The sequence below is a fragment of the Duganella sp. 1224 genome, from assembly GCF_013408245.1.
Taxonomy (GTDB): Bacteria; Pseudomonadota; Gammaproteobacteria; order Burkholderiales; family Burkholderiaceae_D; genus Rugamonas.
Window position 1 is genome coordinate 41,380 of record NZ_JACBYS010000001.1, and the last position, 22,640, is coordinate 64,019.

Annotated in this window: 23 protein-coding genes; 21 read left to right on the forward strand and 2 right to left on the reverse strand. The window is 64.7% G+C overall.

Going from position 1 to position 22,640, the window contains the following annotated elements:
• The first annotated feature begins 18 nt into the window (after window positions 1-18).
• The 17 genes from leuC (at window position 19) to FHW58_RS00290 (ending at window position 19,201) form a co-directional block, all read left to right on the forward strand.
• Entirely contained in the window at window positions 19-1,422 is a 1,404-nt protein-coding gene (gene leuC / locus FHW58_RS00210; protein WP_179673215.1) for a 3-isopropylmalate dehydratase large subunit, read from the forward strand.
• Between the two features lie 49 nt (window positions 1,423-1,471).
• Window positions 1,472-1,597, forward strand: coding sequence for an entericidin A/B family lipoprotein (locus FHW58_RS00215; RefSeq protein ID WP_179671094.1), 126 nt, complete (start codon window positions 1,472-1,474; stop codon window positions 1,595-1,597).
• A 127-nt stretch (window positions 1,598-1,724) separates the two neighbouring features.
• On the forward strand, window positions 1,725-2,372 hold the full coding sequence (gene leuD / locus FHW58_RS00220) for a 3-isopropylmalate dehydratase small subunit (protein WP_179671095.1): 648 nt from the start codon (window positions 1,725-1,727) through the stop codon (window positions 2,370-2,372).
• A gap of 9 nt (window positions 2,373-2,381) precedes the next feature.
• Window positions 2,382-3,452 carry a 3-isopropylmalate dehydrogenase gene (gene leuB, locus FHW58_RS00225; protein WP_179671096.1) on the forward strand — a complete coding sequence of 357 codons (1,071 nt, stop codon included), beginning with the start codon at window positions 2,382-2,384 and terminating at the stop codon, window positions 3,450-3,452.
• A 108-nt stretch (window positions 3,453-3,560) separates the two neighbouring features.
• Window positions 3,561-4,688 carry an aspartate-semialdehyde dehydrogenase gene (asd, locus tag FHW58_RS00230; protein ID WP_179671097.1) on the forward strand — a complete coding sequence of 376 codons (1,128 nt, stop codon included), beginning with the start codon at window positions 3,561-3,563 and terminating at the stop codon, window positions 4,686-4,688.
• 277 nt (window positions 4,689-4,965) lie between these two features.
• Window positions 4,966-7,683 (forward strand): FimV/HubP family polar landmark protein, encoded by a 2,718-nt coding sequence (locus FHW58_RS00235; protein WP_229264999.1) that lies wholly within the window; start codon window positions 4,966-4,968, stop codon window positions 7,681-7,683.
• A 51-nt stretch (window positions 7,684-7,734) separates the two neighbouring features.
• On the forward strand, window positions 7,735-8,538 hold the full coding sequence (gene truA / locus FHW58_RS00240) for a tRNA pseudouridine(38-40) synthase TruA (protein ID WP_179671099.1): 804 nt from the start codon (window positions 7,735-7,737) through the stop codon (window positions 8,536-8,538).
• A gap of 60 nt (window positions 8,539-8,598) precedes the next feature.
• Window positions 8,599-9,354 (forward strand): phosphoribosylanthranilate isomerase, encoded by a 756-nt coding sequence (locus tag FHW58_RS00245; RefSeq protein ID WP_373996613.1) that lies wholly within the window; start codon window positions 8,599-8,601, stop codon window positions 9,352-9,354.
• Complete coding sequence (trpB, locus tag FHW58_RS00250; RefSeq protein ID WP_179671100.1) at window positions 9,314-10,534, forward strand: tryptophan synthase subunit beta; 1,221 nt, start codon at window positions 9,314-9,316, stop codon at window positions 10,532-10,534. Before FHW58_RS00245 ends, trpB begins: the two co-directional genes overlap by 41 nt.
• 11 nt (window positions 10,535-10,545) lie before the next feature.
• The gene (trpA, locus tag FHW58_RS00255; protein ID WP_179671101.1) at window positions 10,546-11,343 is read left to right on the forward strand and encodes a tryptophan synthase subunit alpha; all 798 of its coding nucleotides are present in this window, start codon (window positions 10,546-10,548) and stop codon (window positions 11,341-11,343) included.
• A 164-nt stretch (window positions 11,344-11,507) separates the two neighbouring features.
• Window positions 11,508-12,380 (forward strand): acetyl-CoA carboxylase, carboxyltransferase subunit beta, encoded by an 873-nt coding sequence (accD, locus tag FHW58_RS00260; RefSeq protein ID WP_179671102.1) that lies wholly within the window; start codon window positions 11,508-11,510, stop codon window positions 12,378-12,380.
• Window positions 12,381-12,530: 150 nt separating this feature from the next.
• Entirely contained in the window at window positions 12,531-13,820 is a 1,290-nt protein-coding gene (gene folC, locus FHW58_RS00265) for a bifunctional tetrahydrofolate synthase/dihydrofolate synthase (protein ID WP_179671103.1), read from the forward strand.
• A gap of 22 nt (window positions 13,821-13,842) precedes the next feature.
• Entirely contained in the window at window positions 13,843-14,871 is a 1,029-nt protein-coding gene (locus FHW58_RS00270; RefSeq protein WP_179671104.1) for an SPOR domain-containing protein, read from the forward strand.
• 13 nt (window positions 14,872-14,884) lie between these two features.
• Window positions 14,885-15,373 carry a CvpA family protein gene (locus FHW58_RS00275; protein WP_179671105.1) on the forward strand — a complete coding sequence of 163 codons (489 nt, stop codon included), beginning with the start codon at window positions 14,885-14,887 and terminating at the stop codon, window positions 15,371-15,373.
• A 38-nt stretch (window positions 15,374-15,411) separates the two neighbouring features.
• Window positions 15,412-16,938: an amidophosphoribosyltransferase gene (gene purF / locus FHW58_RS00280; protein WP_179671106.1), complete on the forward strand. Its 1,527-nt coding sequence runs from the start codon at window positions 15,412-15,414 to the stop codon at window positions 16,936-16,938.
• Between the two features lie 141 nt (window positions 16,939-17,079).
• Complete coding sequence (locus FHW58_RS00285; RefSeq protein ID WP_179671107.1) at window positions 17,080-18,324, forward strand: cystathionine gamma-synthase family protein; 1,245 nt, start codon at window positions 17,080-17,082, stop codon at window positions 18,322-18,324.
• A 79-nt stretch (window positions 18,325-18,403) separates the two neighbouring features.
• Complete coding sequence (locus FHW58_RS00290) at window positions 18,404-19,201, forward strand: tetratricopeptide repeat protein (protein ID WP_179671108.1); 798 nt, start codon at window positions 18,404-18,406, stop codon at window positions 19,199-19,201.
• Window positions 19,202-19,234: 33 nt separating this feature from the next.
• Here FHW58_RS00290 and lexA read toward each other — a convergent pair whose 3' ends face one another.
• A complete protein-coding gene (gene lexA / locus FHW58_RS00295; RefSeq protein ID WP_179671109.1) occupies window positions 19,235-19,873 on the reverse strand; it encodes a transcriptional repressor LexA in 639 nt (212 codons plus the stop codon).
• 323 nt (window positions 19,874-20,196) lie between these two features.
• Window positions 20,197-20,925, reverse strand: a complete 729-nt coding sequence (locus FHW58_RS00300; protein WP_179671110.1) for a DUF5695 domain-containing protein — start codon at window positions 20,923-20,925, stop codon at window positions 20,197-20,199.
• A 159-nt stretch (window positions 20,926-21,084) separates the two neighbouring features.
• Here FHW58_RS00300 and rpsF point away from each other — a divergent pair, with 159 nt between their 5' ends.
• The 4 genes from rpsF to rplI are packed head-to-tail and all read left to right on the forward strand — an operon-like array spanning window position 21,085 to window position 22,578.
• Entirely contained in the window at window positions 21,085-21,465 is a 381-nt protein-coding gene (rpsF, locus tag FHW58_RS00305) for a 30S ribosomal protein S6 (protein WP_179671111.1), read from the forward strand.
• 21 nt (window positions 21,466-21,486) lie between these two features.
• The gene (gene priB, locus FHW58_RS00310; RefSeq protein WP_179673217.1) at window positions 21,487-21,792 is read left to right on the forward strand and encodes a primosomal replication protein N; all 306 of its coding nucleotides are present in this window, start codon (window positions 21,487-21,489) and stop codon (window positions 21,790-21,792) included.
• Between the two features lie 15 nt (window positions 21,793-21,807).
• Window positions 21,808-22,098 (forward strand): 30S ribosomal protein S18, encoded by a 291-nt coding sequence (gene rpsR, locus FHW58_RS00315; protein WP_072781043.1) that lies wholly within the window; start codon window positions 21,808-21,810, stop codon window positions 22,096-22,098.
• A gap of 27 nt (window positions 22,099-22,125) precedes the next feature.
• Window positions 22,126-22,578: a 50S ribosomal protein L9 gene (gene rplI, locus FHW58_RS00320; RefSeq protein ID WP_161053513.1), complete on the forward strand. Its 453-nt coding sequence runs from the start codon at window positions 22,126-22,128 to the stop codon at window positions 22,576-22,578.
• Window positions 22,579-22,640: the final 62 nt, after the last annotated feature.

Genomic DNA, 22,640 nt, shown 5'->3' on the forward strand with positions numbered 1-22,640 from the left:
TAGCAGTACCAAAAAGACATCATGAAGACGCTTTACGACAAACTCTGGGAATCCCACGTGGTGCGCACCGAAGACGACGGCACCACCATCCTCTACATCGACCGCCACCTGGTCCACGAAGTAACCAGCCCGCAGGCATTTGACGGCCTGCGCGCCGCCAATCGCCAGCCGTGGCGCCTGTCGGCCAACCTGGCCGTGGCCGACCACAACGTGCCGACCACCTCGCGCGCCGAGGGCATCGCCGACCCGGTGTCGCGCCTGCAGGTCGAAACGCTGGACAAGAACGCCAAGTCCTACGGCCTGACCTACTTCAACATGAACGACAAGCGCCAAGGCATCGTCCACGTGATCGGCCCCGAGCAGGGCGCCACGCTGCCCGGCATGACGGTGGTGTGCGGCGACTCGCACACCTCGACCCACGGTGCCTTCGGCGCGCTGGCGCACGGCATCGGCACCTCGGAAGTGGAGCACGTGCTGGCCACGCAAACGCTGCTGCAGAAAAAATCCAAGGCCATGCTGGTGGAAGTCAACGGCGTGCTGCCGGCCGGCGTCACCGCCAAGGACATCGTGCTGGCCATCATCGGCAAGATCGGCACCGCCGGCGGCACCGGCTACTGCATGGAGTTCGGCGGCTCGGCCATCCGCGCGCTGTCGATGGAAGGCCGGATGACGGTCTGCAACATGGCGATCGAGGCCGGCGCGCGCGCCGGCATCATCGGCGTTGACGACACCACCATCAACTACGTCAAGGGCCGGCCGTTCTCGCCGGTCGGGCCGCAGTGGGAGCAGGCCGTGGCCTACTGGCGCACGCTGCACACCGACCCGGGCGCCAGGTTCGACCTGGTGGTGACGCTGGACGCCGCCGAGATCAAGCCGCAGGTGACCTGGGGGACGTCGCCGGAAATGGTGCTGCCGGTCGATGGCCGCGTGCCGGACCCGGACCACGAGAAGGACAGCGTCAAGCGCAACGCCATGGAAAAGGCGCTGGTGTACATGGACCTGAAGCCGAACACGGCCATCCAGGACATCCGCATCGACAAGGTGTTCATCGGCTCCTGCACCAACTCGCGCATCGAGGACCTGCGCGCGGCGGCGGCGGTGGTGCGCGGCAAGCAGCGCGCGTCCAACGTCAAGCTGGCGCTGGTCGTGCCGGGCTCGGGCCTGGTCAAGGAGCAGGCCGAGCGCGAGGGGCTGGACCGCATCTTCAAGGATGCCGGCTTCGAGTGGCGCGAACCGGGCTGCTCGATGTGCCTGGCGATGAACGCCGACCGCCTGGAGCCGGGCGAGCGCTGCGCGTCGACCTCCAACCGCAACTTCGAGGGACGCCAGGGCCAGGGTGGCCGCACCCACCTGGTGTCGCCGGCGATGGCCGCGGCGGCCGGGATCGCCGGCCACTTTGTCGACGTGCGCGCACTGCACTGATTATAAAAACGCGGCTGAGGCGCCGCACCAAAACTCGTTAGGAACCATCATGAAAAAGATCTTCGCTCTGACCATTATCGCTACCTTTGTGCTGACCGGCTGCAACACCATTTCCGGCATGGGCAAGGACATCCAGCGCGCGGGGCAGGCGGTGCAAGGCGCCTCAGGCCATTAAACCCGCGCGCCCCCGTCGTCCCGGCGCACGCCGGGACCCATGCCGAGTGTGCGGTCATGCGCTCGGTGCATGGATTCCGGCTTGCGCCGGAATGACCGGGCGGCGCCGATCATCTACAGAATAAATCATGGAAAAATTTACGATTTACGAAGGCCTGGTGGCACCGCTGGATCGCGCCAACGTCGACACCGACGCCATCATCCCGAAGCAGTTTCTCAAGTCCATCCACCGCACCGGCTTCGGCCCCAACCTGTTCGACGAGTGGCGCTACCTCGACCACGGCGAGCCGGGCATGGACAACAGCAAGCGTCCGCTGAATCCGGACTTCGTGCTCAACGAGCCGCGCTACCAGGGCGCCTCGATCCTGCTGACCCGCAAGAACTTCGGCTGCGGCTCCTCGCGCGAGCACGCGCCGTGGGCGCTGGACCAGTACGGCTTCCGCGCGATCCTGGCGCCATCGTTTGCCGACATCTTCTTCAACAACTGTTTCAAGAGCGGCTTGCTGCCCATCGTGTTAACTGAAGCGCAGATCGATCATCTGTTCAACGAAGTCAAGGCCTTCCCCGGATACAAGCTGGTGGTCGACCTTGAGCAGCAGCGCATTTCCACCAGCAATGGCAGCGTCTCCTACCCATTCGAGATCGACGCCTTCCGCAAATACTGCCTGATGAACGGGCTCGACGATATCGGCCTGACGCTGCGTCACGCCGACGCCATCCGCGGCTTCGAAGAACGCCATCTGGCAAACCAACCCTGGTTGGCTAACGTCATCTAAAGAAACCACATGAAAATCGCAATCCTCCCGGGCGATGGCATCGGCCCGGAAATCGTCACCCAAGCGGTCAAGGTATTGAACGCGCTGGGTGAATCCTTCGAGATGGAAACCGCGCCGGTCGGCGGCGCCGGCTACGAGGCCAGCGGCCACCCGCTGCCCGAGGCCACGCTCAAGCTGGCCAAGGACGCCGACGCCGTGCTGTTCGGCGCCGTCGGCGACTGGAAGTACGACACGCTGGACCGTCCGCTGCGTCCCGAGCAGGCCATCCTGGGCCTGCGCAAGAACCTCGGCCTGTTTGGCAACCTGCGGCCGGCCATCCTGTATCCGGAACTGGCCGGCGCCTCGACGCTGAAGCCGGAAGTGGTGTCGGGCCTGGACATCCTGATCGTGCGCGAACTGACCGGCGACATCTACTTCGGCCAGCCGCGCGGCGTGCGCGAGTGCCCGGACGGTCCGTTCAAGGGCCAGCGCGAGGGCTTCGACACCATGCGCTACGCGGAAGGCGAAATCCGCCGCATCGCCCACGTGGCGTTCCAGGCCGCGCAAAAGCGCGGCAAGCGCCTGACCTCGGTGGACAAGGCCAATGTGCTGGAAACCTTCCAGTTCTGGAAGGACATCGTTACCGACGTCCACAAGGAATATGCGGACGTGGCGCTCGACCACATGTACGTCGACAACGCGGCCATGCAGTTGGTGCGCGCGCCGAAGAAGTTCGACGTCATCGTCACCGGCAATATGTTCGGCGACATCCTGAGCGACGCCGCCGCCATGCTGACCGGGTCGATCGGCATGCTGCCGTCGGCCTCGCTGGACGCCAACAACAAGGGCCTGTACGAACCTTCGCACGGCTCGGCGCCGGACATTGCCGGCAAGGGCATCGCCAATCCACTGGCGACGATCCTGTCGGCCGCCATGATGCTGCGCTACTCGCTGAACAAGGCAGAGCAGGCCGACCGCATCGAGGCCGCCGTCAAGAAAGTGCTGGCCCAGGGCCTGCGCACCGCCGACATCTACGAGGCAGGCACCACCAAGGTGGGCACCGAAGAGATGGGCAACGCGGTGGTCCAAGCCCTCGGCTGATACGCGTCGTCCCGGCGCAGGCCGGGACCCATGCTGAGCAAGCGTTCTATGGATTCCGGCTTTCGCCGGAATGACGATGGGATAGATAATTTACAAGGAAAGAGCAAAATGAAACTCGTAGGTCTGGTAGGTTGGCGCGGCATGGTCGGTTCGGTCCTGATGCAACGCATGCAGGAAGAGGGCGACTTCGCCCACATCGAACCGGTGTTCTTCACCACGTCCAATCCCGGCGGCAACGCGCCGGCCATGGCGAAGAATGAAACCAAGCTGAAAAGCGCCACCGACATCGACGCACTGAAAAAGTGCGAGATCATCATCTCGTGCCAGGGCGGCGACTACACCACCGAAGTGTTCCCCAAGCTGCGCGCGGCCGGCTGGAACGGCTACTGGATCGACGCCGCGTCGACCCTGCGCATGGAAAAGGACGCGGTCATCGTGCTGGACCCGGTCAACATGCACGTCATCAAGGATGCGCTGGGCAAGGGCGTGAAGAACTTCATCGGCGGTAACTGCACCGTGTCGTGCATGCTGATCGGCCTGGGCGGCCTGTTCCAGCAGGGCCTGGTCGAGTGGATGACGTCGATGACTTATCAGGCGGCCTCGGGCGGCGGCGCGCAGCACATGCGCGAGCTGCTGACCCAGTTCGGCACCATCAACGGCGCGGTCAAGCCGCTGCTGGATGATCCGGCCTCGGCCATTCTGGAAATCGACCGCCAGGTGCTGGCGACCCAGCACGGCCTGTCGGCCGAGGAAACCAGGCAGTTCGGCGTGCCGCTGGCCGGCAACCTGATCCCGTGGATCGACAAGGATCTGGGCAACGGCCAGTCGAAGGAAGAGTGGAAGGGCGGCGCCGAGACCAACAAGATCCTGGGCCTGGGCGCAGACTTCGGCTCGAAGCCGATTCCAGTCGATGGCCTGTGCGTGCGCATCGGCGCCATGCGCTGCCACTCGCAGGCGCTGACCATCAAGCTGACCAAGGATGTGCCGCTGGACGAGCTCACCGACATCATCGCCTCGGCCAACCAGTGGGCCAAGGTGGTGCCGAACACCCGCGAGGCGTCGATGAAGGACCTGTCGCCGGCCGCGGTGACCGGCGGCCTGACGATTCCAGTGGGCCGTCTGCGCAAGATGAGCATGGGGCCGGACTACCTGTCGGCTTTCACGGTGGGCGACCAGCTGCTGTGGGGCGCGGCCGAGCCGCTGCGCCGCATGCTGCGCATTGTGCTGGACCAGTAAACCCGCACCGCCAGGCAGGGGCAGACCCGGTACGGGGTCTGACCCTATCTCCGCGCACGCCGCGTCGTGCGGCCGGCTGTGGGGTGCAAGGTCACAAGAGAAGGGGTTTTTCCTATGTGTTCTCATAGGAGAAACCCCTTTTTCTCGTTTAAACTTGCACAGTCAAAAGCATGATGTTATGTTGACATATCTGGGAAAGTAACATTTTCCAACTGACAACCATAAAAACCCGCCCACTATGCCTGTACAAAATCGCCCCCGCATTGTTTCGTTTGCGTTGAAAACGCTCACCAGCGCTGTCGCCAGCGCGGTGCTAGTGGCCGCCACGGCCAATGCGGCGGGGTTGGGCAAGCTGACGGTGCTGTCGGCGCTGGGCCAGCCGCTGCGGGCGGAAATCGAACTGACGGCCGTCTCGGCCGACGAAGCCAGCGCGCTGGTGGCCAAGCTGGCGCCGACCGATGCCTTCCGCCAGGCGAATATCGACTTCAACCCGGCGTTGAGCTCGCTGCGGTTTGAAATCGAACCGCGCAACGGCCGCCAGATCATCAAGGTCAGCTCGTCGCAGGCCATCAACGAACCGTTCGTCGACATGCTGCTGGAGCTGAGCTGGAACGGCGGCCGCATGGTGCGTGAATACACCTTCCTGCTTGATCCGCCGGACATGCGTTCGACCCAGGCGCCGCAGGTGACCGCGCCGGTCGACGTGGCCAACCGCAGCGCGCAAGCACAAACGCAGGCGCAGGCGCCCGCCGCCGCGCCATCTACGCCATCCGCGACAGCTGCGCCAGCGCGCGCGGAACCGGCCCGGCCGCAGCGCGCCGACAAGCCGGCCAAGGCCGCCGTTGCCGAGTACACCGTCAAGCAGGGCGACAACCTGACCCGCATCGCCAACCAGGTCAAGCCGGTCGACGTCTCGCTGGACACCATGCTGGTAGCGCTGTACCGCGCCAATCCGGAAGCCTTCGCCGGCAAGAACATGAACCGCCTGAAGTCGGGCCAGATCCTGGCGGTGCCGGACGCCGAACAGATCCGCGCCGTCGGCAGCGAGGGCGACGCGCATGGCGTGGTGGTGGCCCACGCGGCCGACTTCAACGCCTACCGCGCCAAGCTGGCCGGCCAGGTGGCTGCCAGCTCGGCCGCCAAGGAAACCGAACCGTCGCAGAATGCCGCCGGCAAGATCAGCGCCAAGGTCGAAGAAAAGCCCAACGCCACCAACACCGCGCAGGACAAGCTGACCCTGTCCAAGGCCACCACCGACAAGCCGCAAGCCGGCAAGACCGGCGTGGCGGCGGAAGAGGACAAGATCGCCAAGCAGAAGCAGGTGGACGAAGCCGCCGCCCGCGTCAAGGAGCTGGAAAAGAACGTCAACGATCTGGAAAAGCTGATGGCGGTGAAGAGCAAGACGGCGGCGGACGTCAAGCCGGCCGCGTCGGCTTCCGCTGCCGCGCCGGCCGAGGCGCCGGCCGAGCCCAAGCCCAAGCGCACGCTGGTGCTGCCGCCGAAGAAGATCGCCGAGCCGAGCCTGTTCGAAACGCTGATGGACAACATCACCTACGTCGGCGTGGCGGCCGCCGCCGTGCTGGCCGGCGCGCTGGCCATCATGGCCTCGCGCCGCCGCAAGAAGTTCGTGGTGCCGCAGGACGAGCCATCGATCCTGGGCGAGCCGGCCGCGCCGGCGCCGCAGCCGCTGATCGACGAAGCGGGCGGCCAGAGCATCGACACCAACAACAGCGTGTTTAACTCGAACTTCGCGCCGTCGGCCAGCCAGCTGGATACCAATGAGGTCGATCCGGTGGCGGAAGCCGACGTCTACATCGCCTACGGCCGCGACGCCCAGGCGGAAGAGATTTTGAAGGAAGCGCTGCGCACCCATCCGGAACGCCACGCCGTGCGCCTGAAACTGCTGGAAATCTATTCGGCCCGCAAGGACGCGCGCGCCTTCGAGACCCAGGCCACCGAGTTGTACGCGCAAACGCGCGGCCAGGGCGACGAGTGGGAACACGCGGCCGCGCTGGGCAAGGTGCTGGACCCGTCGAATCCGCTGTACAGCGCCGGCAAGGACGAGGGCGGCTTCGCGGCCGCGCCGGTGGCGACCGCCGCCGTAGCCGGGGTTGCCGCAGCCGCTGCCGCCGCCGCTGCGGCGCCGGACTTCGGCAGCGACTTTGGCAACACCTTCGCCGCCGAGGCGCCGGCGCCAGCACCGGACGTGGCCGCGTCGCCGCTGGACTTCGACCTGAGCCAGGATGCGGTGCGGTCGGCGCCGGTGTCGCACAGCCCGGACTTTGGCGCCGATCCGGTGATCGACGATCTGGAAACCGCGTTGCCGCAAGCCGCCGACGCCTCCGTCTCGCCCGCCTCGGTCGCGGCCGACAACCTGATGGACTTCGACCTGGGGGGCCTGAATTTCGAGCCCGTGTCCGCGCCATCGCCGGCCATCGACATGCCGGCCCCGGCTGCCGAAGCGGCGCCGTCCGCGCCTGCCGACGACATGAGCATGGACTTCGGCCTCGACCTGCCGTCCCCGGCGCCGGCGCCCGCCGAGCCGGCGCCGGCGCCGGCCGCCAACGACCTCACCGCCGTCGATCCGCTGGATCTGGACCTGGCCGGCTTCGACATTCCGGAAGTGCCGGCCTTCACCGAACCGCCGAAGGACGCCACGCCGCAGGACTTTGAAACCGCGCTGGACCTGCCGGGCGATGTGGAAACCATCACGCCGGCGCCAGCGCCGGGCGCGCAGGAATTCGACCTGTCGAGCATCGACCTCGACCTGGGCAGCTTTGCCGACGATACCGCCACCGCCACCGCCGCCGCGCCCGCCAGCAGCGAACCGCTGTCGGCGCTGCACATGGAGATGGACACCAAGCTGGACCTGGCCGTCGCCTACCAGGAAATCGGCGACAAGGAAGGCGCGCGCGAGCTGCTGGACGAGGTGCTGCGCGGTGGTAACGACGAGCAGGTGGCCAAGGCCAACGCCATGAAGGCCCAGCTGGGATAGGCATCGCGCCGTTATATAATGGCTGACTCAGACATTTAGATTGGGCAGCAATTGAAACGGATCGCAATCGGGCTCCAGTACGACGGCCAGGCCTGGCACGGCTACCAGAAACAGGACCACGGCCTCACGGTGCAGGACAAGCTGGAGCAGGCGCTGCAGGAGTTCGCCACCGTGCCGCTGGCCACCACCTGCGCCGGCCGCACCGACGCCGGCGTGCACGCCTCGGAGCAAGTTGTCCATTTCGATACCGACCTGACTCGCCTGCCGCATGCGTGGGTGCGCGGCGTGAACGCCTTCCTGCCGCCGTCGATCGGCGTGCGCTGGGCCAAGGAACTGGAAGGCGATCCGACCGCAGAGAACTTCTTCCACGCCCGCTTCAGCGCGCGCGCCCGCACTTACCATTACGTGCTGTACAACCACCAGGTGCGCTCCGCGCTGCTGAACGGCCGCGCCGGGTTTTACCATCACGCGCTGGACGTGGAGCGCATGCGCGAGGCGGTCAAGCCGCTGATCGGCGAGCATGACTTTACGACCTTCCGTGCCGCGCATTGCCAGGCCAAGTCGCCGGTCAAGCTGATGCATGACATCCAGATCCGCCGCCAGGGCGACCTGATCATTTTCACGCTGAAGGCCAGCGCCTTCCTGCACCACATGGTGCGCAACCTGGTCGGTTCGCTGGTGTACATCGGCCAGGGCAGGGAAGACGTCGGCTGGATGGGCGAACTGCTGGCCGCGAAAAACCGCCAGCTGGCCGCGCCGACGTTCATGCCGGACGGGTTATACCTGGCCAAAATCGATTACGATGACAAGTGGGCGCTGCCGCAGGAACCCGGCAGCCAGCTGCCCTGGTTCTGAAAAAGCACCCCGAACGGAAGGGTCAGACCCCGTACGGGGTCTGACCCTGGGCGCAGCGGTGTGCGGGTTTCGGCGGTGCCATCCGCGCCCGAAAGGATATTTATGCGTACCCGTATCAAAATCTGCGGTTTAACCCGTGAGCAAGACATCCAGGCCGTGGTGGCCGCCGGCGCCGATGCCATCGGCTTCGTGTTCTACCCTAAAAGTCCGCGCTACGTCACGCCCGAGCGCGCGGCCGAACTGCTGCGCGTCGTGCCGCCGTTCATCACCACCGTTGGCCTGTTCGTCAACCACACGCCGGACGAGGTGGCGGCCATCACGCGCAGCGCGCCGGTGTCCCTATTGCAACTGCACGGCGATGAAACGATCGCCGCCGCCGCCGCCATCGCCGCCGCCGCCCACCGCCAGTTCATCAAAGTCTTCCGCGTCAAACCTGACACGCGCGCGGATGAACTGCTAGAATACGAACAGGCAAACCGCGCCGCCAGTCCCCTGTTCACCAGCCTGTTGCTGGATACGTATGTGGACGCCTACGGTGGTGCAGGAAAGGGTTTTGATTGGTCTCTCGTTCCAAAAGATCTCGCGCCTCGGGTCGTTTTGAGTGGTGGCTTGAGCGTACACAACGCGACTGACGCGGTGGCCGGTGTACGCCCCTACGCTGTGGACATCAGCTCTGGTGTCGAAGCGTCCAAGGGGATCAAGGATGCCCGCAAGATCGCCGACTTTGTCGCGGCGGTGCGGGCCGGAGATGCCATTTTAGAAAGCCCCAACCATCATGAAACCGCTGTTTCACGCCAAGGATTACCAACTTCCTGACGCCAAAGGCCACTTCGGTCCTTACGGCGGCAGCTTCGTCGCCGAAACCCTGACCTACGCGCTGTCCGAACTCAACGAGGCCTACGCGAAATACAGCAAAGACCCCGCATTCCTCGAAGAGTTCCGCTACGAGCTCAAGCACTTTGTCGGCCGGCCATCGCCGATTTATCACGCCAAGCGCTGGTCCGCGCTGGCCGGCGGCGCGCAGATCTACTTCAAGCGCGAAGACCTGAACCACACCGGCGCGCACAAGATCAACAACGTCATTGGCCAGGCGCTGCTGGCCAAGCGCATGGGCAAGCCGCGCATCATCGCCGAGACCGGCGCCGGCCAGCACGGCGTGGCCACCGCCACCATCTGCGCGCGCTTCGGCCTGGAGTGCGTGGTGTACATGGGCAGCGAGGACGTCAAGCGCCAGGCGCAGAATGTCTACCGCATGAAGCTGCTGGGCGCGACCGTGGTGCCGGTGGAGTCCGGCTCCAAGACGCTCAAGGACGCGCTCAACGAGGCCATGCGCGACTGGGTCACCAATATTGAAAACACCTTCTACATCATCGGCACCGTGGCCGGCCCGCACCCGTATCCGATGCTGGTGCGCGATTTCCAGTCGGTGATCGGCGAGGAGTGCCTGGTGCAGATGCCGGAGATGACTGGCCGCCAGCCGGATTACGTGGTGGCCTGCATCGGCGGCGGCTCGAACGCCATGGGCATTTTCTACCCGTACATCGATGAGACGGCCACGCGCCTGGTCGGCGTCGAGGCGGCGGGCGAGGGGCTGGATGGCGACAAGCACGCGGCCTCGCTGACCAAGGGTTATCCAGGCGTTTTGCACGGCAACCGCACCTATCTGCTGCAAGACCAGAACGGCCAGATCATCGAGACGCATTCGGTGTCGGCCGGCCTGGATTATCCGGGCGTGGGGCCGGAGCACGCGTATCTGAAGGACAGCGGCCGCGCCGAGTACGTGTCGATTACCGACCAGGAGGCGTTGCAGGCCTTCCATGATTGCTGCCACATCGAGGGCATCATTCCGGCGCTGGAGTCGTCGCACGCGCTGGCCTACGCGGCCAAGCTGGCGGCCACGCTGCCGAAGGATCAGATTGTATTGGCCAACCTGTCGGGCCGGGGTGACAAGGACATGCATACGGTCGCTGAGCGTATGGGTCTGAACTTCAACTAAGGAAACCGACCATGTCCAAGATTGCAGCAACCTTCAGCGCCTTGAAGGCGCACAACAAGACCGCGCTGGTCACCTTCATCACCGCCGGCGATCCGGGCCGGGAATCGACCGTGCCGCTGATGCACGCGCTGGTGGCCGGCGGCGCCGACATCATCGAACTGGGCGTGCCGTTTTCCGATCCGATGGCCGAGGGGCCGGTGATTCAGCGCGCCTGCGAGCGGGCGCTGGCCAACGGCGTCGGCATCCATGATGTGTTTGGCTACGTGGCCGAGTTCCGCAAGACCAACCAGACCACGCCGGTGGTGCTGATGGGCTATGCCAATCCGATCGAGCGCATCGGCGCGGCCGCGTTCATTGCGCAGTCGAAGGCGGTGGGCGCGGATGGCGCGATCGTGGTCGACTATCCGCCGGAGGAGTGCGAGGAGTTCGCCGCGGCCATGCGCGCGGCCGGACTGGACCTGATCTTCCTGCTCGCGCCGACCTCGACCGAGCAGCGTATTCAGCAGGTGGCCAAGGTTGGCGGCGGCTTCAGCTACTATGTTTCGCTGAAGGGCGTGACCGGCGCCGGCCATATCGACACGGTGGACGTGGCCAAGCGCCTGCAGGCGATCCGCAAGCATGTGAAGTTGCCGGTGGGCGTGGGCTTCGGCATCCGCGACGGCGCCACCGCGCGCGCCGTGGCCGAGGTGGCGGATGCCGTGGTCATCGGCAGCCGCATCATCCAGGAAATCGAAACCGCCGGCAAAGACGGCGCGGTCGCCGCCGTGCAAGCCTTCACCACGTCCATCCGCACCGCCCTCGACGCCTGACGTCACGCACACCCCGGCTGCTCACCTTGATACATAGATAACTATTCGCTATGTTGAAAGGAGGGCAAGCTCCCTCTGGCGGCCTAGTGGATGTACTCTAAAGTTCGACAGGGGGCGCGGAAACGGCTACACTTCGGGCCACGAGTAAGCTGCAAGGAGAATTTATGAGTTGGTTGGAAAAACTGCTGCCCCCCCGCATCCAGCGGTCCGACGCCGGCGCCCGCAAGACCATGCCGGAAGGCCTGTGGGTCAAATGCCCTTCGTGCGAGGCCGTGCTGTACCGCACCGACCTGGAATCGAACCAGCACGTCTGCCCGAAATGCGACCACCATATGCGCATCCGCGCCCGCGAACGCCTCGACAACCTGCTGGACGCCGGCGGCCGTTATGAAATTGGCATGGACACCCTGCCAGTCGACACGCTGAAGTTCAAGGACAGCAAGAAATACCCGGACCGCCTCAAGCAGGCGATGGAAGCCACCGGTGAGACCGACGCGCTGATCGTCATGGGCGGCTCGATCATGAGCCTGCCGGCCGTGGTGGCCTGCTTCGAATTCGAATTCATGGGTGGCTCGATGGGCTCCGTGGTCGGCGAGCGCTTCGTGCGCGGCGCCCAGGTGGCGCTGGAGCAGAAAGTGCCGTTCATTTGCATCACCGCCACCGGCGGCGCCCGCATGCAGGAAGGCCTGCTGTCGCTGATGCAGATGGCCAAGACCACGGCCATGCTGACCAAGTTGTCGGAAAAGAAACTGCCGTTCATCAGTGTGCTGACCGACCCGACCATGGGCGGCGTGTCGGCCTCGTTCGCCTTCATGGGCGATGTGGTGATCGCCGAGCCGAAGGCGCTGATCGGCTTCGCCGGCCCGCGCGTGATCGAAAACACCGTGCGCGAGAAGCTGCCGGAAGGCTTCCAGCGCGCCGAGTTCCTGGTGCAGAAGGGCGCCGTCGACATGATCGTCGACCGCCGCAAGATGCGCGAGGAAATCGCCCGCCTGCTGGCCCTGTTGCAAAATCAGCCAGTGGAAGTGCTGGCTTAAACCAGCGCCGTCGTTCCGGCGAAAGCCGGAACCCATAGAACGCTTGTTCAGCATGGATACCGCCTTTCGCCGGAATGACGGTGCCCCACGCGACGGCGCGCAATCGGATATCATCCGGCCTGCGCGCCGTTTTCATTTCAGAGTCTCATCATGTCGAACCTCCCAACTACTTTGCCCGCCTGGCTTGCGCTGCTGGAATCGCGCCACGCCGAAACCGTCATCAACATGGGCCTGGACCGCGTTCTGGCCGTCAAGGAACGCTTGCAGCTGAGCTTCAGTTGCCCGGTCATCATGGTGGCCGGCACCAACGGCAAGGGGTCGACCTGCGCCATGCTGGAATCGATCCTGATGCGCGCCGGCTACAAGGTCGGCCTGTACATCAAGCCGCATTTCCTCGACTTCAACGAGCGCGCCCGCATCAACGGCGACATGGCCAGCGACGACACGCTGGTGGCCGCCTTCAACGCGGTTGAAGCCGCCCGTGGCGACACGGCGCTGACCTACTTCGAATTCACCACGCTGGCCATCATGAAGCTGCTGTCGCAAGCCGGCATGGACGTGGTCATCCTGGAGGTGGGCCTGGGCGGCCGCCTGGACGCGGTCAACATCGTTGACGCCGACGTCTCCATCGTCACCAGCGTCGACATCGACCACACCGACTACCTGGGCGACACGCGCGAGAAGATCGGCTTCGAAAAAGCCGGCATCTTCCGCGCCGGCAAGACCGCGATCTGCTCGGACCCGGTGCCGCCGCAGTCGCTGATCGACCACGCCAACGCCATCGGCGCCGACCTGTGGCTGATGGGCCGCGATTTCAATTACTCCGGCGACAAGCAGCAGTGGAGCTACGGCGGCCGCAGCCAGCGCCGCAACTCGCTGGCCTACCCGAGCCTGCGCGGCGCCAACCAGATCCTCAACGCCTGCGCCGCGCTGGCCGCGCTGGAGGCGCTGAAGCTGGAACTGCCGGTGGGCGCGCAGGAAGTGCGCACCGGCCTGGTCACGGTGGAGCTGCCAGGCCGCTTCCAGGTGCTGCCGGGCCGGCCGACCATCATCCTCGATGTCGCCCACAACCCGCATGCCGCCGCGGCGCTGAACCAGAACCTGGGCAACATGGGTTTCCACCGCTACACCTTCGCCGTGTTCGGTTCCATGCACGACAAGGACATCGATGGCGTGATCGCCGCCATGTCCGAGCACGTCGACCACTGGTGCCTGGCGACGCTGCCGTCGCCGCGGTCGGCCAGCGCCGCCGAGCTGGCCGCCAAGGTGCTGGCGGTGCAGCCGGAGCGCGACGAACGCACCATCAATGTGTTCGACGATCCCGCTGCCGCGTACGCAAATGCCATCAGCCGGGCCGGGGAGAATGATAGAATTGTGGTCTTTGGATCTTTCCTGACCGTGGCCGGTGTCATGGCGGCACGAAAATCCTCACTCCATTGAACGCACAGGACTGAAATCACGCATGGGCTTGTTCTCGAAATCCGGTAAAAACAAGCAAGACGCCAGCCAGGACAGCGGCTATTACACCAGCGCGGATGACCAGGCGATGACGGAGCGCGCCCGCTCCAAGCGCGCCTCGTCGGCCGATGGCCCCAAGCGCCGCTCGCGCGACCGCGAGGAGGACGATCCGGTGTTGCCGGAAAAGAAACGCGCGCGCCGCCGCCTGGTCGGCGCCATCCTGCTGGCGCTGGGCGTGGCCGTCGGCCTGCCGATGCTGCTCGATTCCGAGCCCAAGCCGCTGGCCAGCGATATCGAGATCAAGATCCCCTCCAAGGACAAGCCGGTGGCCGAGGCCGCCCCGGCGCCTGCGCCGGTGTCCGCCGTGCCGGCCAACGCTGCACTGGATAGCAAGGAAGAAATCGTCGAGGACGTAAAACCGGCGGCCAAGCCGGCCGCCGTGGCCGCTCCGGCAGTGGCCGCCATCGACACCACCAGGCCGGACCCCGCCAAGCCCAAGGCCGACGCTGACGCCAAGGCCAAGGCGGACGCCAAGGCCGAAGCGCAAGCCAAGGCGCTGGCCGACGCCAAGGCCGAGCGCGAGCTGAAAGCCCGCCTGGACGCCGACAAGGCCGAGCAGGAACGCAAGCAGGCCGAGGCCAAGGCCGAAGCCCGGCAGAAGGCGGACAAGCAGGACACCGAGCGCAAGCTGGCCGAGGCCAAGGCTGCCAAAGCCGCCGAGGCCAAGCCGGCCGCCGCGCCGGCCAAGCCGGAAGACGCGCGCGCGCTGGCCATCCTGGAAGGCAAGAGCGCGGCGCCGGCCGCTGACGGCGGCCAGAAATACGTGCTGCAGGTGGTGGCGCTGAGCGATCAGGCCAAGGTGGACGAATTGCGCGCGCGGCTGAAAAACGCCGGCATCAGCTCGTTCACGCAGAAAACGCCGTCCGGCATCACCCGCGTGCGCGTGGGGCCGTTCAGCAGCAAGGAAGAGGCGGAGAAGGTCAGGGCCAAGCTGAGCAGCATGGGCCTGGACGGCCGCCTGGAAACCGTCTGAGCCCGTACGCGACGTGACGATTTTCGACTACCTGGTGATCTTCGTGCTGGTCACGTCGGTCATCATCGGCATGGTGCGCGGGCTGGTGAAGGAAGTGCTGTCGCTGCTGAGCTGGATTGTGGCCTTCGTGCTGGCCAATGCCTACGCCGCGCCGCTGGCGCTGCTGCTGCCGGAGGCGGTGCCGGGCGAGGCGCTGCGGCTGATCGTTGCCTTTATCGCACTGTTTATCGGCGCGCGGATTTTAATGAGCCTGTTGTCGCTGGCGCTGGATGCCTTGCTTGACGCGGGCGGCCTGAGTTTCATCGACCGCGTGCTGGGCGCCGCGTTTGGCGTCGCGCGCGGCCTTGTAATTGTGTTGGCAGCCGTCATCTTATGTGGGATGACCTCGTTGCCGAAGCAGGATTTTTGGAGGCATGCGGTCACCAGTCCCTACGCCGAACAGGGCGTACGCACGATCAAGCCGTATCTTCCGGCTGCGCTGGCGCAGCACGTGAATTTTTGAATTCTTTAAATCTGTAGTACCAGTCCAGGAGCACCATCATGTGTGGCATTGTCGGCGTCGTTTCCCATCAACCTGTCAACCAAATGCTGTATGACGCCTTGTTGCTGTTGCAGCACCGCGGCCAGGATGCGGCGGGTATCGCGACCAATCACAGCAGCATGTTCGCCATGCACAAGGCCAACGGCCTGGTGCGCGACGTGTTCCGTACCCGTAATATGCGTACGCTGCAGGGCAATTCCGGTATCGGCCACTGCCGCTACCCGACCGCCGGCTCGTCGAGCGAGGAAGAGGCGCAGCCGTTCTACGTCAACGCGCCGTTCGGCATCACGCTGGCGCACAACGGCAACCTGACCAACTGGGAACAGCTGAAGCAGGAAATGTTCAAGAACGACCGCCGCCACATCAACACCGATTCCGACTCGGAAGTGCTGCTGAACGTGCTGGCGCACGAGCTGCAGAAAGCCACCACCGGCCTGATGCTGGATCCGGACGCGATCTTCAAGGCGGTGGCCGTGCTGCACCGCCGCGTGCGCGGCGGCTACGCGGCGGTGGCGCAGATCGCCGGCGTGGGCCTGCTGGCGTTCCGCGACCCGTTCGGCATCCGTCCGCTGTGCCTGGGCATCAATGAGACGGCCGAGGGCACCGAGTACCTGATCGCCTCGGAATCGGTGGCGCTGGAAGGCATGGGCTTCCGCTTCGTGCGCGACATCGCGCCGGGCGAGGCGGTGTTCATCGACGCCGACAAGCAGCTGCACTCGCGCCAGTGCGCCGACAATCCGTCGCTGAATCCTTGCGTGTTCGAGTATGTCTACCTGGCCCGTCCGGATTCGGTGATCGACGGCGCCTCGGTGTACGCCACCCGTCTGAAGATGGGCGAGTACCTGGCCGAGAAGATCAAGCGCGAGCTGAAGGATATGAAGATCGACGTGGTGATGCCGATTCCGGATTCGTCGCGTCCGGCGGCGATCCAGCTGGCGCTGGCGCTGAACGTCGAGTACCGCGAAGGCTTCATCAAGAACCGCTACATCGGCCGCACCTTCATCATGCCGGGCCAGGCGGCGCGCAAGAAATCGGTGCGCCAGAAGCTGAACGCGATTCCGGATGAATTCAAGGGCAAGGTGGTGCTGCTGGTGGATGACTCCATCGTGCGCGGCACCACCAGCCGCGAGATCGTGCAGATGGCGCGCGATTCCGGCGCCACCAAGGTGATTTTCGCGTCGGCCGCGCCGCCGGTGATTTACCCGAACGTGTACGGCATCGACATGCCGACCCGCGACGAGCTGATCGCGCATGGCCGCACGGTGGAAGAGGTGTGCCGCGAGATCACCGCCGACGCGCTGGTGTACCAGGATATCGATGCGCTGAAGCGGGCGATTTCGGATGTCAATCCGGCGCTGAAAAACTTCGAGGCGTCGTGCTTCGACGGCGTGTACGTGACCGGCGACGTGACCAAGGAGTATCTGGATAAACTGGAATACGAGCGTCACAATCCGAGCAAGGCCAAGGTGCCGGAAGATGCCGCGCGCACCCAGCTGAACCTGAACCTGGCCGCCACCGAAGCCTGATTCAGCTGTAACGCAACCCCCGGACGTGGGGTCTGACCCCGTACGGGGTCAGACCCCTGCTTGCCGCCGTGCGGGGTAGCGGGCCGCAACACCGCGCACCGTTCGATAAGCTAACTCTTTACCCGCTTTCACCCCGCTATCATGAACGACAAGAAGCACTACGGTTTCACCACCACCATCCTGCACGGCGACCGCCAGAAGGGCATCGAGCACGGCTCGCTGCACAAGCCGATCCATACCTCGGTTGCCTTCGGCTACGCCGACGCGCGCCAGCTGGCCTCGGTGTTCCAGGGCAAGGAGCCCGGCTTCCGCTACGGCCGCCAGGGCAATCCCACCATCTCCGCGCTGGAAGAAAAAGTCACCAAGATGGAGCAGGGCGTCGGCACCATCTGCTTCGCCACCGGCATGGGCGCGATCGGCGCCGTGGTGCAGGCGCTGCTGCGCGCCGGCGACCACGTGGTGTCGTCGTCCTTCCTGTTCGGTAACACCAACAGCCTGTGGCAGACCGCCATGAGCCAGGGCATCGGCGTGTCCTTCGTCGACGCCACCGACGTCGCCAACGTCGAGGCGGCGATCACCGACAACACCCGCGTGGTGTTCGTCGAAACCATCGCCAACCCGCGCACCCAGGTCGCGGACCTCAAGCGCATTGGCGAGCTGTGCAAGGCGCGCGGCATCCTGTACGTGGTGGACAACACCATGACCACGCCCTACCTGTTCCAGCCGAAGACGGTGCATGCCGGCCTGGTGGTCAACGCGCTGACCAAGTCGATTGGCGGCCACGGCAACGCGCTTGGCGGCAGCCTGACCGACACCGGCGCCTACGACTGGACCCGCTTCGCCAACATCTACGAGAACTACAAGAAGGCCGCGCCGCTGCAATGGGGCCTGGCGCAGATCCGCGCCAAGGGCTTGCGCGACTTCGGTGCCTCGCTGGCGCCGGACGCCGCCCACCACATCGCGGTCGGCGCCGAAACGCTGGCGCTGCGCATGCAGCGCACCACCGCCAACGCGCTGGCGCTGGCCGGGTTGCTGGAAAAGGATGAGCGGGTGGCCGCGGTCTATTATCCGGGCCTGACGTCGCATCCGCAGCACGCCATCAGCGCGGAACTGTTCCGCGCCCACGGCTCGCTGCTGAGCTTTGAATTGAAGGACGGTCTGGACTGCTTCGACTTCCTCAACCGCCTGAAGCTGGCGGTGCCGGCGTCCAACCTGGGCGACAACCGCACGCTGATCATCCCGGTGGCCCACACCATCTTTTACGAGATGGGCCCGGAACGCCGCGCCTCGATGGGCATCGCCGAATCGCTGATCCGCGTCTCGGTCGGCATCGAAGACACCGACGATCTGCTGGACGATTTCTGCACCGCCCTGGAGGGTTGCTGACCAAAACTGATGCGATCGTGATCGACTTGTTGTACACTCGATTTTGCCTATTTAATAATTCGCAAGGGGAGAGCTGAACATGAAGGCAAGTCAATTGCTGGGCCTGAGTTTTGTATTGTTGTGTGGCGGCGCTGTCGCGGATGAACTGACCGATGCCGACCAGTTTGTGGCTGCCAAGGACTATGCGCGCGCGCTGCCGATCTATACCAAGCTGGCCGCGAGCGGCAACGCCGTCGCGCAGTTTCACCTGGGGGAGTTGTACTGGTACGGCGAGGGCACGCCGGTCGATACCGCCAAAGCCGATGAGTTGTTTCGCAAGGCCGCCGACGCCGGCGTGACCGAGGCCAGGCAGGCCTTGCAGCTGACGCCGCAGCGCGCCGCCAACCAGGCCAAGATCGATTACTACACCCGCGCCTACGATGGTGCCGACATCCGCCTGAGCAAGTTCAACTGCGTCAAGCCGGTGATTCCCGATGTGTCGACCACCTCCGAAGATATCAAGAAGACCGCTGCCAGTATCGACGCCTGGCAAAATTGCTACAAGGGCTTCGTCAACAACCTGACCACCTTGCTGCCGGTAGGCAAAGCAATTCCCGCCGACCTGCAGAATCTGATGACGGATGAGGAAATTGCCGCCGCTGTCGGGCGCATGGACAAGGCCTACGCCACCGCGGCAGCCGACGCCAAGGTCGAAGCGGATGCCTTCATGAAGGCACAGGATGCGTGGCAGGAAAAAACCAATAGCCACGTCATCAGCGCCAACGCCAAGACCGCGTCGGATCTGGAGCAGCGCCGTCTGGAAATCGAGCGCTTTAACGCGCAGAACCGGGACAACGGCGTGGGCCGCACGGCGCCGCTGCTCAGCAACGGCCGCTAAAAAATAAAGCCCGCGAGCGCGGGCTTGTTTACTTTAGTGCCAGGTGCGCATCAGGCCGACTGCCAGGCCTTCCAGCGCGAATTCGTCCGCTTCCGGGTCGACGGTGATGACCTTGAAGTCCGGGTTTTCCGGCAGCAGTTCGATGGTGCCGCCGGTCTTGCGGTAGCGCTTGACGGTGACGTCGTTGCCGATGCGGGCGACGACGATCTGGCCGTTCTTGGCGCTGTCCACTTTCTTCACGGCCAGCAGGTCGCCGTCCATGATGCCGGCGTCGCGCATCGATTCGCCGCGCACCTTCAGCAGGTAGTCCGGCTTGGCGGCAAACATGGCCGGGTCGACGCTGTAGCTGGTTTCCAGATTTTCCTGCGCCAGGATGGGCGAGCCGGCGGCCACGCGGCCGATCAGCGGCAGCGACATCATCAGCGCGGCCGGCACCTTGGGCGCCGCCGGTTCGGCGTGCACGCCCAGCAGGCGGATGCCGCGCGAGGTGCCGGCGGCGATTTCGATCGCGCCCTTGCGGGCCAGCGCCTGCAGGTGTTCCTCGGCGGCGTTGGCGGACTTGAAGCCCAGTTCATTGGCGATCTCGGCGCGGGTCGGCGGGAAACCGGTGTTTTCAATCGCGTCCTTGATCAGATTCAGGATTTGTTCCTGGCGTGCGGTGAGCTTGAGCATTGTGGTCGGTAGCCTGTGGATATAGACAGTCTGTATTTTTGTACAGTATGACCGCTAATGCAAGGGAAATTCTTGCTTTCAGCGAAATAAAATGAAAAAAGTTGCTGCAGCCCGCCCTGCAGCCTGGCACCCTGCGGCCGGGCGACGAAGCGCAGGCCGAAGTCGCGCCGCGCGCCGGGCGCCAGCGTGAAGCCGCCGGTGACCCAGCTGGCGTGGTCTTCGCGCGAATCGGGGGCCGAATCGGGGTCAGCGAATCGGGGTCAGTGCCGACATTCGGACATTTCAGTCGCGAAATGTCCGAATGTCGGCACTGACCCCGGTGTTTAGCGCGCGACGAAGCGCAGGCCGATGTTGCGCCGTGCGCCCGCTGGCAGCGTGAAGCCGCCGGTGACCCAGCTGGCGTGGTCTTCGTTGGCGGCGCGCTGCTCGGTCGGCGGCTGCCAACTGTTCAGCGGCGTCTTGCCGTCCGGCTGGACGCGCAGCGTAGGCCGCTGGCCGTGCGGCCGGGCCACCTCGACCAGGCCTTGGTCGCCGGGGCGCGGCCGCACCGTGCTGTCCGGCGCGAACACCATCGGCATGCCGGCCTCGGCCACCTCGACCGGCTGCGTGCCGTGGTTGACCAGCGTGTAGCGCAGCACCAGGATGCCCTTGTCGTTGAGCCAGCGCCGCTCGACCGTCAGCGGCACGTCGCCCAGCGACGGCGTGAGGTCGGCGGCGGCCAGCACCCGCACCGCCGGCAGCACCCGCACCGGCCGGCGCGCGGCAAACGAGGAATAGGTCTGCCACTCGCCGCCGGGCAGGCGCAGCTTCAGCGTCAGGTCGCCGAGGTGGCGGTAGCCGTCGAACTGGCGCTCTTCCTCGCGCGGGCCGAGCGTGAAGTCGAAGCTGGGATCAAGCACCGGCGTCAGCCGCGCCAGCGTCTGGGTGTCGGTGCGCAGCGCGAACAGCCACTGCGGCGTGCTGTAGGCCTTGGTCTTGATGGCCGGGTAGTCGGCGGCCAGCGCCGGCACGGCCGCCAGCAGCGCCAGCGGCAGGGTGAAATATGGCTTCATGGGCAATCCTGTTATAACGGCAAGGAAGCCGCACTGTAACACCGGCCACGTCAAGCTGGCGTTTCGCTTGAAAAGCTGCTATAGTCGCGGGCTTACCTCTTCCCACACCTGTCTTGACGCCAGGGTGGGCTATTTTCACAAGTCCTTAAGGGAGTTTACATGCGTCACTACGAAATCGTATTTATCGTCCACCCGGACCAGAGCGAGCAAGTGCCCGCCATGATCGAACGTTACAAAACCACCGTAACGACCCGCGGCGGCGCCGTCCACCGCGTGGAAGACTGGGGCCGTCGCCAAATGGCTTACTCGATCCAGAAACTGGCCAAGGCACACTACATCTGCCTGAACATCGAATGCGACAACGAGACCCTGGTCGAGCTGGAAACCGCATTCAAATTCAATGATGCCGTGCTGCGTCACCTGACCGTCAAGATGAAGAAAGCGGAAACCGCGCCTTCGCCGATGATGAAGTCGGTACAACGCGAAGATGCAGCGAAATCGCATCGCGCCGAAGCCCCAGCCGCTCCAGCCGCTGCTTAATTGTTCTGAGAAGGAACCGCGCTGAACCAGCTCCAGTTCATCGCCCTCATCGCCGAGCGGGAAGCGATCCGCTATACCCCAGCCGGCATGCCGATCGTCAACGCTGTACTCCAGCACCGGTCGCAGCAGATGGAGGCGGGCATCGCCCGGTTGACCGAGTTTGAAGTGTCCGCGATTGCCGCGGGCGAGATTTCAGGCCGGTTCAGTCAGGCGCCGCTGGGTGGCCTGTACCAGTTCGCCGGTTTCCTCAGCAAGAAAAGCCGCAATAGCAAAAGCCTGGTGTTTCACATCATTGATTTTAGTGCTGTCGCAGACAGCTCAATTTAGATACAGGAGCCTCACATGGCATTCGGTAAAAAGTTCGACAAAAACAAGCTCAAGCTGAAAGAAAAGCGCAAGCAACAAAACCCACTGTTCAAGCGCAAGAAGTTCTGCCGCTTCACCGCCGCTGGCGTTGAGCAGGTAGACTACAAAGACGTAGACACCCTGAAGGACTTCATCCAGGAAAACGGCAAAATCATGCCAGCACGTCTGACCGGCACCAAAGCCCACTACCAGCGTCAAGTTGACACCGCGATCAAGCGCGCGCGTTACCTGGCCCTGCTGCCGTACACCGATCTGCACAACGCCTAATCGCGGCAGAGTAACTGGAGAAGAACTATGCAAATCATTCTGTTGGAAAAAGTTGTCAACCTGGGCAACCTGGGTGAAGTCGTTAAAGTCAAGGACGGCTACGCACGTAACTTCCTGATCCCGCAAAAGATGGCCCGTCGCGCCACCACCTCGGCGATCGCGGAATTCGAAGCCAAGCGCGCTGAACTGGAAAAAGCCGCTGCCGCCAAGCTGGCCGCCGCCCAAGCCCAGGGCGAAAAGCTGAACGGCATGACCGTGACCGTGTCGCAGAAAGCCGGCGTGGACGGCCGTCTGTTCGGTTCGGTCACCAACTTCGACATCGCTGAAGCGCTGACCAAGGCCGGCTTCGCAGTGGAAAAAGCCGCTGTGCGTCTGCCAACCGGTCCGCTGAAGACCGTGGGCGAGTTCCCAGTCACCGTCTCGCTGCACACCGACGTGCTGGCGGAAGTGACCGTTGCCGTGGTAGGCGAAGCCGCCTAAGACTGGACCGGGCGGCAACGCCTGTCTGGTTTGCAACACCCTTGAAAAAAGCCGGGCTGCGC